Below are 13,834 nucleotides of genomic sequence, written 5' to 3'. Positions count from 1 at the left end.
TTTAAAACAAGGATATTGAGCAAAATAACAGCATTAACTTTCATTCAATTTGTAAATGTTTTTGTATTTAATAGAAAAATGAATAATATTAAAATTGCATTAGTTTGATAATGCACTACGAGTTATAATAATGATCATGTGGTGAAAAACGGATTGATTGACCTTACATTTGATCTTAATCCGGCCAATACAGAAACATACATCATCAATGTTGAAAAAGACGGCGACAACTTCAGCAGAATGATTTCTTTGAAATAGTTTTTTAAACTAAGGTTATATATATTATTTTCCCAAAGCTTCACATTATGTGGAGCTTTTTTTGTTTTGAAGTGTTTTTTTTCTTTAGACTATTTCCAATACAATTTCTTTGAAATACTTCATCAGAACAAAAAAGCCCAATGTCATTATTGGGCTCTCGTTATTTTTATAACACTTCTTTGATATGTTTGTAATTGCTGCTGATCGTATCAGAAACCTCTTTGAAATTACCATCCAGCATCATTCTCGTCATCGCAATTCCCATTCCTTTCATCTGATCCCAACCAACTTTGGGTGGCATTGCCAGCGCATTCGGATCTGTAAAAATATTGACCAAAACCGGACCTTTGGTTTGTAAAGCATCATCGATTGCTTCTTGTACTTTTTCTGGATCGGTAACATTAATGCCTTTGATACCGAAAGCCTGAGCCAACAATCCGAAATCCGGATTCACCATATCCGTTTCATTATCCGGAATGCCGTTGACTTCCATCTCCAGTTTTACCATTCCAAGTGACCTGTTGTTGAAAACGATGATTTTGATGGGTAAACCGTATTGTTTGATGGTCGCAATATCGCCTAATAACATAGAAAGTCCACCGTCTCCACATAGTGCAATGATTTGTCTCTCAGGATAGGATAATTGTGCGCCAATCGCCATTGGCATTGCATTCGCCATCGTCCCGTGATTGAAGGATCCCAAGAGTTTTCTCTCGCCAGTCGCGTTGATATATCTTGCACCCCAAACGCAACACATTCCTGTATCGACGGTAAATATTGTATCTTGATTGGCTTTAATGTTTAAAGTTTCTGCAACAAATTCGGGCGAGATATGATTTTCTTTTCCTTTGTCTTCAACGTAAGACTGTAAATTATGTTTTACTTTTTCATAAAACGCTAATTGCTTATCAAGAAATTCTCTGTTGTCATTAATTTTGATTAATGATAAAAGATTGATTAATGAATCTTTGATTTTTCCCGCAAAACCTCTTGTCAACTGCGCCCGTCTTCCCAAACGTTCCGGCTTGTCATCAATCTGAATAATTACTTTGTCTACAGGCATAAATTTCACATAAGGAAAATCTGTTCCGAGCAATAAAATAACATCAGCCTCGTGCATCGCTTTAAAAGCTGAAGGCAAACCCAAAAGTCCCGTCATCCCAACTTCATAAGGATTGTTGTACTGGATTCCCATTTTTCCACGAAAAGAATAACCTATTGGGGCGTTTAGTTTTTCAGCAAGATCAATCACTTCTGCGTGCGCTTCGGAAGCGCCAATACCACAATAGATCGCCACTTTTTTCCCTGAATTAAGATGATCAGCAATCCAATTGGTTTCTTCTTCGGAAGGAATAATTCTTGGATTTGTCTGGAATACCATATCAGAGCTGATGTTTTTCACAGAGTCAGCTTCGAAAAGATCACCTGGTACTCCTAAAACGGCCACGCCTTTTTGAGAAATGGCGTGTTGCAAGGCGGCCTGCAACATTCTGGGAGCCTGTTCTGGCGTTGTCGCAATCTGATTATAAACCGAACAGTCATCAAATAATTTGATCGTATTGGTCTCCTGAAAATAAGAAGTTCCAAATTCCGAACTTTCACAAGTTGAAGCAATCGCCAAAACAGGAACGTTTGCACGATTAGCTTCATAAAGTCCGTTGATGAGATGCACGTGACCCGGACCGGAACTTCCTGCGCAAACCGCAAGCCCTTCCAACTCGGCTTCTGCAGCCGCAGCAAAAGCGCCCACTTCCTCGTGTCTCACGTGGATCCATTTGATGGAACCTTCACGTTTGATGGCATCATTTAAAAAATTAAGGCTGTCACCAGTGACAGCATATATGCGTTTGACTCCGGTTTTTACAAGGATTTCTACAAATTGGTCAGCGATATTTTTAGACATAGTTTTATGAATTTAATTAAAAATTAAATTTCACAAAAGATGTTCCAATCAAGGATATCTACTTATAATTAAACGTTAATTAAATCAATGAAAATGCTTTGGGAAAGCTTCTCGGGGTGTTTGTCTCAGAATATTGAGCAGAAACCAGGATTTCAGAAAACCATAGCCATAGGAGAACATCTGGATATAAGTAGAAATAATTGCCATAGATGCGATGCTGATGTTCCTGGTGACAATGAGTGCGTGGAACAAAACAACAAACGTGTAAAATCCGTATAGAGCGAGGATCAAACCATTTCCCCAAACGACATAGTGGATGATCCCGACCACATATCCCAACAGAAATACGCTGGGAAACCAAAAAGTCAGTTTGGTATATTTTGGATGTCTTTGATTAAGGATTGGTCTTGCGCAACCGAATTGGTAAACCTGTTTTGAGAATCTGCCAAAATCTGTTCTGCGTTTGTGGTAAACGCCAATGTTATCGTAAAACAAAGTGGTGTAGCCAAATTCCCAAAGTGTCATCGATAGATCTGGATCTTCACCAATTCTCATTTCGGAGAAACCGCCAACTTTCAGGAAAATTTCTTTGTTCACACCCATATTGAAACTTCTGGGCTGGAATTTCGTCACAGCGCTTTTCTTTCCACGGATTCCGCCTGTTGTAAACACCGAAGTCATAGAGTAAGAGATGGCTTTCTGCATCAGGTTGAAACCTTTGTGCGCCTTATCCGCACCACCAAAAGCATCGCAAGGATTTTCAACAAGATTTCTCTTGATATTTTCGATGTAATCTGTCTCGACAATGACGTCAGAATCCACGAAAACCAACCAATCGTTTTTTGCCCGTTTTGCCCCGTAATTTCTGGAAAGTCCGGGTCCTGAATTATCTTTTCGGAAAAACTGAATATCCAATTGCTCTTCGAATAGTTCTACAGTTGGCAGAAGCGCGATCTTGGAACCATCATCCACGATGATCACTTCAAAATCTTTATCGGTTTGATGAGATAGAGAATTAAGAAGCTCGAACAATTCGTCTTTTCTGTTGAAGATGGCGATGATGATGGAAATGGAATTCAATGTAATAATCTAACAATTTAACAATGTAAAAAAATCTGATTTTTATAAATCCTCCTCCTTATTCATATATTTCCCCTTCTTAGATCCATCATACATCTCATACTGCAAAAATCTCGTTTCCAATTTTCCATTAAATAATTTGATTCTTCTGGAAGGTCTCAATCCGATTTTCTTAGGCGCATCAAGGTCTGCGGAAATCAGCCAAGCCAAAGTATTTGGATAATGTTGTTTGAAAGTATCGCCTATTTTCTTGTAAAAATCATCGTCATTGATCGAAATTCGCTCATCATAAGGCGGATTGAAAACAATCAATAATGGGAACAGATCTTTCTCAGATTCAAAAAAATCTTTGTTTCTAAGCGTGATGACATCGTCCATTTCGGCAGCTTCTATATTGATGTGCGCAATGTCCAAAGCTTCAGCATCGATATCATAACCTACGATTTTCCCAGTGAACTCTCTTACGCGGTTCAATCTCACATCTTTGATGGTTTTGAATAATTCAGAATCGTAGTTTTTCCAATTCTGGAAACCGAAATTTCTTCTGAAAGTCTGCGGAGGCAGATCCATTGCGATCATCGCCGCTTCTATCAACAATGTTCCAGAGCCGCACATTGGATCCAGGAAGTTTCCTTTTCCGTCCCAGCCAGCCAATTGCAACATTCCGGAAGCCAAAACTTCGTTGATTGGTGCAATAGTCTGCTGTTTTCTGTAGCCACGTTTGAAAAGCGGATCGCCAGAACTGTCGATAGAAATGGTTACCAATTCTCTGTCGATGTGAAGATGGAATTTGATATCTGGATTGTCTTTATTGACGCTGGGTCTCATCTTATATTTGTCCTGAAAATAATCCACGATGGCGTCTTTCATTTTCAAAGTCATAAATTGAGAATGGTTGAATCTATCAGAGTTGACCGTTGCGTCTATGGCAAAAGTCTGGTTGGGTTCCAAAAACTCATCCCATTCAAACTTAAACAGTTTGTCGTAATACTTGCTTTCATTGTAAGCCTTAAATTCCATAACGGGAATGATGATTTTAACGGCTGTTCTGCAAGAATAATTAAGCTTGTAAAGAAATCCCAAGTCGCCTTCGCAAGTGACTGCTCGGTTTTTGATTTCGACATTTTTACCGCCTAATTTCTTGATTTCTTCTGCCAAAATCTGTTCTAATCCAAAAAAAGTTTTGACTTGTATCTGTAGATTTTCTATATCCATTCTGCAAAATTAATGAATGATAATCGATAAATGATAATTGATTTGAAAAATCTATCATCTATATTCTATTTGTCTCACGTCAATTTTCACTATTTTTGCAAAATGCAATGGTTCGAAGAATGGTTTGATACACCATATTATCACATACTTTACAGAAATCACGATTATAAGGAAGCAGAAGATTTTCTGAATCTTTTAACGGATTATGTGAAACTTGAGAAAAACTCAAAAATAATTGATTTGGCTTGCGGAAAAGGCAGGCATTCTATTTATCTGAATAAATTGGGTTACGATGTTCTAGGTCTTGATCTTTCTGAGCAAAGTATCGGTTTTGATAAGCAATTTGAAACAGAGACTTTGAAGTTTCAGGTTCACGATATGCGAAATCCAATTGAAAGCGAGCCTGTGGATGCGGTTTTTAACCTGTTTACGAGTTTTGGATATTTTGAAACGGAGGAAGAAGACAAAAGTGTTTTCCGTTCTGTTTCCGATGTTTTGAAAGATAAAGCTTATTTTGTCCTCGATTTTCTGAATGCGGAATATGTGAAAAGTATGATCACGCCAACAGCATCTGTCGAGAGGGAAAATATTGTTTTTATTATCAAAAAACAGATTGAAGGCGAATACATTATAAAGGAAATTGATTTTGAAGATGAAGGCAAAAAGTTTCATTTTTTTGAACGGGTGAAACTGACCCGACCAGAAAAAATATTGCAATATGCTGAAGAATTTGGTTTTGAATTGGTGAAAAGATGGGGCGATTATCAATTGAATGATTTTGATGAAGGAAGTTCGCAGCGTTGTATTAATTTATTCAGAAAAAATAAGGAAAAGATTTAAATGATTATAATTTTACTACTCATATTAAGCGTATTGATCGGTGTTTTTCTCGGGAAGTATTTCGGGAGCAAACAGCAATTTGCCAAAAATCTTTTGATATTAAGTGCAGGTTTTCTGATTACGATTTGTCTTAATGAAGTTTTTCCGGAGGTCTATGAAACTGGCGGACATCAAATTGGAATTTTCGTGATCCTTGGTGTTTTGATTCAGATGCTTTTAGAAAATCTGACCAAAGGTTTCGAACACGGCCACGTTCATCACCATTCCGATGATCATTCAATCATTCCAATCGCACTGATCGCTGGTTTGTTTGTCCACGCGTTCATAGAGGGTATTCCTTTGTCACACGAGAAGGAGACGTTTTCGCCTTATCTTTTAGGAATACTTTTCCATAACATTCCGATTTCTTTTGTTTTGGGAAGTTTTCTGGCACACAGCAAGAATTTTTCTACCAAATTTTGGGTTATAGTTTCTGTTTTTGCCTTAGCTTCACCACTTGGGATGTTGCTTGGGAAGTATTTTGATGAAAATCTGAAAGTGTACTTCTTAGCCGTAGTTGGCGGAATTTTCCTGCATATATCAAGTGTTATCATTTTTGAAAGCAACAAAAATCATAAGATGGACTGGCAGAAGATTATCCTTGTGATGGTTGGGGTCGCACTGGCATTGGCCGGACATCTTTTTCACCACCACTAAAAAAGTATTTTCCAGATCGATCGGAAAATCATATTTTTACTCAAATTAATTCTATGGGATTTTTAGACCAAATATTCGGAAAAAAAGAAGAGCAGGATCAAACCAAAAGTCTTTGGAGAACCATTGAATCCGAGAAAGATCTTGATCTGGCTGTAGAAAAGTCATTTAAACAAAAAGTGCTGATTTTCAAACATTCAACGCGTTGTTTTATCAGCAAAACAGTGCTGAAGTCTTTTGAGAAACAGATGGAAAATTCTGATAAAGATCAAATTTATTATTTTCTGGATTTGATTGCATATCGTGATATTTCCAACGAAATAGAGAGTCGTTTTGGAGTCACACACCAGAGTCCACAGCTGATTGCTTTGGAAAATGGGAAACCTGTATATAATGCTTCTCACCAAAGTATAGATTTAGATCAAATATAATTAGAACAACACATTTAAACACAGTAAGCACAGATGGAATATCATAATTTTCGCAATCATCTTTCGCAAATATTAGGTGTTCCTATGGCGAGACTGGAGGTTTGTTCGACCTTTTATGAGATCAAGGAAGTGAAGAAAAATGAGATTATCCTGAGAGAAGGCGAGATCTCTGATTCTACTTTTTTTGTGGAAAAAGGTCTGTTGAGAATGTATTCTATTGATAAAGCTGGGAAAGAACACGTCATCCAATTTGCACCAGAAAACTGGATTATTTCTGATACCACAAGTCAGTTGCTGAATGAGAAATCCAGGTTTTACATAGAAGCCATAGAGGACAGCGTGATTGTTGTAACCAAGGAAGGTTTTTTTGAAAATCTGTCCAAGATCTATCCGCATGTGGCGGAGAAAAACCAGAGATTGATGTTCAATCATATCAAAAATCTTCAAAATAGAGTCAATGCCTTGATCAGTACAACCGCGGAAGAACGGTATATGGATTTTTTGACAAGGTATCCAAATCTAATGCTTCGAGCACCACAATGGATGGTGGCTTCCTACCTTGGAATCACGCCGGAAAGTTTGAGCAGGGTCAGAAAAGAATTGGCAAAGAAAAAATTTGAAATCTAAATTTCTGAATGCGGTATTTTCTAGTTCTGATGTTATTTTCTGTTGAGATTTTTGGTGCACTTCAACGTACCGAAAAGCTTTCCAATAAGACCTTTACAGCAAAAGTCATCGGAATAATGGACGGTGATACGATGGAAATTCTTTATAAAAATAGTCCGGTAAAAATCCGGCTGGCTCATATTGATTGTCCTGAGAAACGCGGAAAACAGCCGTTTGGAAATCATGCTAAAAATGCTTTGTCAGATCTTTGTTTTGGCAGAACAGTGACGGTTAAAGGTGAAAAATATGACCGTTACAAACGGCTTATCGCAGTGGTTACCAATGACAAAAATCAAAACGTCAATCAGCAAATGATAAGGCTAGGAATGGCCTGGCATTATAAAAAATATTCTCAAAATCCTATCTACGAAAAACTTGAGCTAGAAGCCAGGAAAAATCGAGTAGGACTTTGGAAAGAACATAATCCAACTGCGCCTTGGCTTTGGAGAGAAAAAAAGAAAAAATGAATCACGAGATTTTAAAAGCAACGCTTTGCGATATTCCCGAACTTTCTCAGATGATGAGGGATTTTTATGCCATCGATTTTTATCCTTTTGATGAGGGATCAACGATGGGTAATTTTCAGAAATTCATTAATGAGGAGCAATATGGGGATTGTTTTAAAATACGCTTCGAAGGCAAAATTGCCGGCTATATGATTCTTGTGAAATATTTCAGTTTCGAGTTTGGCGGTGAGATTTTGTTTTTGGACGAACTGTATATCAAACCAGAGTTTCAGGGCAAATCTCTAGGGAAAAAAGCTTTGGAATTTGTGAAGGATTATTCGGTTGAGAATCACTTCCCAGTGGTTTTATTGGAAGTCGAAAAGCATAACGAAAGAGCAAAAAAACTCTATGAACATTACGGTTTCCAAAATCATAAAAGGAGTCTGATGATTCTTAAAAATTAAGATTTTAAAATTTGTAATGATCAATTTGACAATACCACTTCGGATCGAAACCAGTAATCTCACAATCTCCAAAATCATATTTCCAGCCAATTTTTAACACAAAGATCACCAAGATTTTCACAAAGCACGCAAGTCTTTGTGTATGTTGTGAAAAACCTTTGTATTTCTAATGGTAAAAACAAACTTAAAATTTCACAATTGGTTTTAATGGATGACAAATGGCAAACAATCAGGAATTTTCAAATTGATGAACAACCTCATTTACTTTTTCCAAATAACATTTCTTCTGTTCATCTGTGGCGAAGGAATAGGTGAACGCGTTTTTAACTAAAGTAATGATGTCCTCTTTCGAGAGATCCAAAGTGTGCTGAACCGCACTGAAGTTAGCATTCATATAACCTCCAAAATAGGCGGGATCGTCTGAATTTACCGTTGCCTTGATGCCTTTGTGCAATAGCTTTTTCAATGGGTGGTTGGTCATTACATCGGTGTTTCTGAGTTCGAGATTGGAAAGCGGACAAACTGTTAAAGCCAGATCTCCTTTTACAATTTCCTGAACCAAATTTTCATCTTCCAAGCACCTATTTCCGTGATCGATCCTTACAACCTTTAGAACATCAATAGCTTCCCAAATATAATCAGTTGGGCCTTCTTCGCCAGCGTGAGCCACCGGAATGTAGCCTTCTTTCACAGATGCTGCAAATACATTTTTGAATTTAGCTGGTGGATTTCCCATCTCGGAAGAATCTAAACCAACAGACATGATGAGATGTTTGTAAGAAAGCGAGTGTCTCAAAGTTTCAAACGCCGATTCCTCGGACAAGTGTCGCAGGTAACTCATTATAAATAAAGAATTGATGCCCCACTTTTCTTTAGCATCGATTCTTGCTTTTTGTAAACCATTGATCACGGTTTCGAAAGCAATTCCGCGTTCTGTATGCGTTTGCGGATCAAACATAATCTCTGTGTGTATCACCTTATTTTCATAACATTTTTGATAATAAGCCATTGCTAAATCATAGAAATCTTGCTCGTAAATCAGAACGCCTGCTCCGGCGTAATAAATGTCAAGAAAGTCCTGAAGACAAGAGAATTGATAAGCTTTTTTGACTTCGTCGATGGTTTTGTAAGGAATCTCGATTTGGTTTCTTTGGGCAATTTCGAACATTAGTTCCGGTTCGAAACTTCCTTCGATATGGAGATGTAATTCAGCTTTTGGAAGCGCGGCAATAAAATCTTTCATAGTTTTTTGATTGATTCAAATGTAATAAAAAAGGCTTTAGAAAATGATTCTAAAGCCTTTATATATTATAAAATTTAACTTCTATTTGTCAATGGATCCCATTACCTTTTGGGCAAATGAGTTAAGCGCATCTTTTTCGCTCATTCCATTGTTAACGTTGGCGTGCACTTCCAGCGCTCCGCAAATGTTGGTGATCAATTCTCCTGCAACGTTCAGGTCTTCTTCAGACACATTTCGGAATTCTGAAAAACTTTCCAAAACTTCCAAAGTAGCTTCCAGATTAGCCGGTGTCTGGTTTTGATAAAACTGTCTTATGATGGGTAATTTCATTATTTTAGATTTAAAGATTAAAAAACTAAATGATTAAAAAATTAGAAACGATTTAATTTTAATTCTTAATTTCTGAAAACAACCTCGCCAAACTGTCAGCTTGATTGGTCTGAACCTGATTCTTCAAACTTCCGCCTTCAAATGCTGCGAAAGTTGGCAAATTGTCAACTGTTGCAAGTTTTCTGCTTTCTGGCAATTTCTCTGCATCGACGTAGTAGAATGGAATCTCGTCATTTTCTGAAGCCAGTTTTTTGAATTTTGGTTTCATAATTCTGCAGTTTCCACACCAGGTGGCACCATACTGAACCATCACTTTGTCATTCTCACTTACGATCTTCTGTAAATTGTCTTCTGTAAGTTCTATGTACATAATTTTATAAATTTAACAATGTAGCAGTTTAACAATTTACCAATAATTAATTCATTGTTAAACTGTTACATTTTCAGATTGTTATCTTAGTTTTTGCTGAAGTATTCTGCAACGCCAGTTCTGTTGGCATTCATTGCTTCTTTGCCTTCTTCCCAGTTTGCAGGACAAACTTCGCCGTGTTTCTGTACGTGAGCATAAGCGTCAATCAAACGAAGATATTCTTTCACATTTCTACCAAGTGGCATGTCGTTTACAGACTCGTGGAAGATTTTTCCAGTTTCATCGATCAGATAAGTGGCTCTGTAAGTAACGTTGGAACCTGTGTACACTTCATTTCCTTCCTCATCGTAATCCAGATCCTGATCTACAATTCCAAGGATATTTGCCAATTGTCTGTGTGTATCGGCTAGGATAGGGTAAGTAACACCCTCGATTCCTCCGTTGTCTTTTGGGGTGTTCAGCCAAGCAAAATGGACTTCATTGGTATCGCAAGATGCACCAATGATTACTGTATTTCTTTTTTGAAATTCTGGTAAAGCTTCCTGAAAAGCGTGCAATTCTGTCGGGCAAACAAAAGTGAAATCTTTTGGATACCAGAACAAAATTACTTTTTGCTGATTATTTAAAGCTTCTTCAAAAACATTGATCTTAAGATCGTCACCCATTTCGCTCATTGCATCAATCGCAACATTTGGGAATAATTTACCTACTAATGACATAATATTTAAGTTTTTAATTGTTATATTTTGATAGTGCGAAATTACAAAGATTTTGTGAATTGAATATGAATTTTCGATTTATAAAATCTATCAATATGAAAGTCTGTAAACTAACAGTGTTATGATAGCTGTTTTACATTTTAGGCTGAGCGATGATTGAGATCGTGGTCATTCAGTTTCAAAATCTGAGTCAAATTTCAAACAAATAATTAACAAATAAAATGAGCTAAGTCAGGAATTGTGATTATTTTCAAAATAAAAAAGCACCACTTTTTGGGTGATGCTCTGTGCTTGTTTATAAAAAGCTGGCTAAAATTCTTCCACACATTCCTTAATTCTCTTCATCGCTTCTCTCAGATCCTGCTCTGATGCAGCGTAAGAAAAACGGATGCATTCCGGACTTCCGAAACTTACACCGCCAACGCAGCCAACGTGGGCTTTGTCCAACAAGAACATTGCGAAATCGTCCGCATCTTTGATCTCTGTTCCATTTAGGTTTTTCCCAACGAAATAAGAAATATCCGGGAAGAAATAAAAGGCGCTTTTCGGCATGTTGCATTTGAAACCTTTGATGTCTTTCATCAATTCAAAAACAATGTCACGTCTTTTGTGGAATTCTGTGATCATATATTGTAATTCTGATGGATCCATTTGCATCGCAGTGATAGATGCTCTTTGTGCTACGGTATTTGCGCCGCTGGTCATCTGACCCTGGACTTTCTCGCAAGCACTCGCCAACCAATTCGGACAGGCAGAATAACCAATTCTCCAACCAGTCATTGCGAAAGCTTTGCTCATCCCGTTGATCACAGCCGTCTGCTCATATACCTGCGGGAAACTTGCGATAGAAACATGCTCACCTTCGTAATTGATAAATTCGTAGATCTCGTCTGAGATGATGGTGACGTGCGGATGTTTTGCAACCACATTGGCGATGGCTTCCAACTCTTCTCTGGTGTAATAACTTCCGGAAGGATTACAAGGCGAACTGTAAAGCAAAGCTTTGGTTTTTGGGCTGATTGCTTTTTCTAATTGTTCAGCAGTAAATTTGAATTCGGTATCAATCGAAGTTTCTATGAAAACAGATGTTCCACCTACCAGTTTTACCATCTCGTCATAACTTACCCAATAGGGAGCTGGCAAGATCACTTCGTCCCCGTCGTTCACGATTGCTGATAAAACATTGATGATCGATTGTTTTGCACCATTGGCTACACAGATTTGGTTCGGTTTATAATCCAAACCATTGTCTCTTTTCAGTTTTGCGGCAATAGCTTGTCTGAGTTCCAAAAATCCTGGAACAGGTGAGTAGTGGCTGTAATTTTCATTAATAGCGTCAAAGGCGGCTTGTTTGATTTTTTGAGGCACATCGAAATCCGGTTCGCCCAGAGTTAAGCTTATTACATCGATTCCTGCGGCCTTCATATCGCGCGCTTTATTGCTCATCACGAAAGTCTGAGAATAACTCAGTCTGTTCAATCTATCAGAAATTTTACTCATGAAACTATTTTATAATTAGATTTATGACAAATATAAATTTTTAATATAAAATTGATGGCTTGTTTTAAGAATTTTATTAAGAAAGATTAAATAAAACCCTATTTTCAAAAGTCAAGAAGTGGGATTTTTACGGGATTAATTACAGCGGTGCGCCTCAAAGTCTATTGGATCATTATGGGCTGTTGATCCATTGTGGATATGGATAAAAGATCATTAATATTCCGTAAAATTTATATATAAATGATTATTTTTGTATAAAATATTTATTAATCTCAGAAAGTTTTTCAATACAGATTGAAGTAATCAGGACAAAGCCACCTCCATATCAATGAAACCTTATTTAGCAATGCTTTTTTTTATTTTTGCTAGTTTCCTAAACGCAGAAAGCTTAAATACAGATGCGTTGGAGCATACCATCATTAAGTATAACCAAGAGGGAAAGCAGAAAGTTTCACTACAGAAATTGTCAGATGTTTTACTTTCAGCAGACTTAACGGACGAGGAAGAAGGTCATGTGCTCTTCCTTATGGCAAGTACTTACCGCAGTGCGAATGATTACCTTTTGTGCATAGAATATCTTCACAAATCTCTTGTTTTTGCAAACCAATTGCCGAAAGATAACCTCCTTCGGATGCGGATAGATTATGAATTTGCATTTGTTCATTTCGACAATCGGGATTACAAAAAATCCAGCCAAGCGATGAAACATATTTCTGACCAGCACTACAAAAAAGCACTTCCCGAGGATGAGGCCTATATCCTGATGCAGGAAGGTTATCTTCTTTTGCTGGATCACGAATATGATACAGCAGAAAAAAAATACAATCAAGCTCTTGCAGTGCTAAGGCGGGTGAGCTATTGTAATGTTCCCCTAGTTATGGCGAAAATGATGGAGCTTTACAACCGTCAAAGAGATATTGATAAGGTGGAGCGTCTTTATAAAGAAGGCGAGAAAATCTCTGAGCGTTGTGGTATTCTGAAATATGAAGTGTTTTTGACGGCCGAAATGGAGCGGATTTACAAAGAGAATAATAGGTTAGATAAAGCCTATATGATTGGTTTAAATCTGGACTCTCTAAGAAAGCTAGAAAATCAAGGCGGTAAAATTTCCGAAATGCACATGATAGATAATGTGTATCTGGCAAGGAAGGAGGGTTTGCAAAGTGAACTTAATTTCTGGGAAAAAATAGGGGCTTTGTTCGTTGCGGCCATTCTCTTATCAATTATTCTTTTTTCTGTTTTCAAAACCAAAGGCTTGAAGAACGATAAAATTAAAATGGAAGAGGAGATCGAGCAAATGAAACAAGATCTCGAGCACTATTCCCAACGTCCTCATTCGGGGGAAAAATTTGTGAATCCAGAAGAAGTCATGGCCAATTCTGATAAGTTAACGGAGAGACAAAAAGAACTATTAAGTCTGATGACCGATGGATTGTCAAATAAAGAAATTGCAGAAAAACTTTTTATAACAGAAAGTACCGTAAAATATCATATCAAAAATATTTACAGTATTCTTGAAATTAAAGATCGAAAAGATCTGTTCAAAAAAATAATAAATCAATAGCTACAAACCTACGACATGCGCTAATAAAGGACTATCCCAAGGGGTAGTTCTTTTGCTTTAACCATCATTCTGGACTTAAGTGTTGTTTATTCTTATAAAATTATCAATAATA

Annotated in this window: 15 protein-coding genes and 1 pseudogene; 8 read left to right on the top strand and 8 right to left on the bottom strand. The window is 37.2% G+C overall.

The window, feature by feature from the left end:
* Positions 1–108, top strand: a pseudogene (locus tag F564_RS21005) (IS982 family transposase); the annotation flags it as partial.
* A gap of 316 nt (positions 109–424) precedes the next feature.
* Here the strand turns inward: F564_RS21005 and F564_RS0113375 are convergent.
* The 3 genes from F564_RS0113375 to F564_RS0113365 form a co-directional block, all read right to left on the bottom strand.
* Entirely contained in the window at positions 425–2,161 is a 1,737-nt protein-coding gene (locus F564_RS0113375) for a thiamine pyrophosphate-dependent enzyme (protein WP_028123101.1), read from the bottom strand.
* Between the two features lie 84 nt (positions 2,162–2,245).
* Complete coding sequence (locus tag F564_RS0113370) at positions 2,246–3,241, bottom strand: glycosyltransferase (RefSeq protein WP_028123100.1); 996 nt, start codon at positions 3,239–3,241, stop codon at positions 2,246–2,248.
* A gap of 42 nt (positions 3,242–3,283) precedes the next feature.
* Positions 3,284–4,456 carry a THUMP domain-containing class I SAM-dependent RNA methyltransferase gene (locus F564_RS0113365; protein WP_028123099.1) on the bottom strand — a complete coding sequence of 391 codons (1,173 nt, stop codon included), beginning with the start codon at positions 4,454–4,456 and terminating at the stop codon, positions 3,284–3,286.
* A gap of 102 nt (positions 4,457–4,558) precedes the next feature.
* Between F564_RS0113365 and F564_RS0113360 the strand changes: the two genes are divergently transcribed.
* From F564_RS0113360 to F564_RS0113335, 6 genes are read left to right on the top strand one after another with little or no spacing between them, the layout of a single operon-like run.
* Positions 4,559–5,296: a class I SAM-dependent methyltransferase gene (locus tag F564_RS0113360; RefSeq protein WP_028123098.1), complete on the top strand. Its 738-nt coding sequence runs from the start codon at positions 4,559–4,561 to the stop codon at positions 5,294–5,296.
* Between the two features lie 3 nt (positions 5,297–5,299).
* Complete coding sequence (locus tag F564_RS0113355; protein WP_028123097.1) at positions 5,300–5,992, top strand: ZIP family metal transporter; 693 nt, start codon at positions 5,300–5,302, stop codon at positions 5,990–5,992.
* Positions 5,993–6,045: 53 nt separating this feature from the next.
* On the top strand, positions 6,046–6,420 hold the full coding sequence (ytxJ, locus tag F564_RS0113350; protein ID WP_028123096.1) for a bacillithiol system redox-active protein YtxJ: 375 nt from the start codon (positions 6,046–6,048) through the stop codon (positions 6,418–6,420).
* 33 nt (positions 6,421–6,453) lie between these two features.
* Positions 6,454–7,047 carry a Crp/Fnr family transcriptional regulator gene (locus F564_RS0113345; protein WP_028123095.1) on the top strand — a complete coding sequence of 198 codons (594 nt, stop codon included), beginning with the start codon at positions 6,454–6,456 and terminating at the stop codon, positions 7,045–7,047.
* 8 nt (positions 7,048–7,055) lie between these two features.
* Entirely contained in the window at positions 7,056–7,553 is a 498-nt protein-coding gene (locus F564_RS0113340; protein WP_028123094.1) for a thermonuclease family protein, read from the top strand.
* Positions 7,550–7,996, top strand: a complete 447-nt coding sequence (locus F564_RS0113335) for a GNAT family N-acetyltransferase (protein WP_034981608.1) — start codon at positions 7,550–7,552, stop codon at positions 7,994–7,996. Before F564_RS0113340 ends, F564_RS0113335 begins: the two co-directional genes overlap by 4 nt.
* A 229-nt stretch (positions 7,997–8,225) precedes the next feature.
* Here the strand turns inward: F564_RS0113335 and F564_RS0113330 are convergent, their stop codons facing one another.
* From F564_RS0113330 to F564_RS0113310, 5 genes are all read right to left on the bottom strand, one after another.
* On the bottom strand, positions 8,226–9,239 hold the full coding sequence (locus F564_RS0113330) for an adenosine deaminase (protein WP_034981602.1): 1,014 nt from the start codon (positions 9,237–9,239) through the stop codon (positions 8,226–8,228).
* Between the two features lie 81 nt (positions 9,240–9,320).
* Positions 9,321–9,569, bottom strand: coding sequence for a DUF6952 family protein (locus tag F564_RS0113325; RefSeq protein ID WP_028123091.1), 249 nt, complete (start codon positions 9,567–9,569; stop codon positions 9,321–9,323).
* 58 nt (positions 9,570–9,627) lie between these two features.
* Complete coding sequence (locus F564_RS0113320; RefSeq protein ID WP_028123090.1) at positions 9,628–9,939, bottom strand: thioredoxin family protein; 312 nt, start codon at positions 9,937–9,939, stop codon at positions 9,628–9,630.
* Between the two features lie 86 nt (positions 9,940–10,025).
* Positions 10,026–10,658, bottom strand: coding sequence for a peroxiredoxin (locus tag F564_RS0113315; RefSeq protein WP_028123089.1), 633 nt, complete (start codon positions 10,656–10,658; stop codon positions 10,026–10,028).
* 309 nt (positions 10,659–10,967) lie between these two features.
* A complete protein-coding gene (locus tag F564_RS0113310; RefSeq protein ID WP_028123088.1) occupies positions 10,968–12,158 on the bottom strand; it encodes a pyridoxal phosphate-dependent aminotransferase in 1,191 nt (396 codons plus the stop codon).
* A 328-nt stretch (positions 12,159–12,486) separates the two neighbouring features.
* On the opposite strand from F564_RS0113310, the gene F564_RS21155 reads away from it, so the two are divergent.
* Entirely contained in the window at positions 12,487–13,722 is a 1,236-nt protein-coding gene (locus F564_RS21155) for a LuxR C-terminal-related transcriptional regulator (protein WP_028123087.1), read from the top strand.
* Positions 13,723–13,834 lie beyond the last annotated feature (112 nt).

Source organism: Epilithonimonas tenax DSM 16811 (assembly GCF_000428485.1).
Taxonomy (GTDB): Bacteria; Bacteroidota; Bacteroidia; order Flavobacteriales; family Weeksellaceae; genus Epilithonimonas; species Epilithonimonas tenax.
Note: the sequence above shows the minus strand (reverse complement) of the source record. Positions and strands in the feature narration are given on the sequence as shown.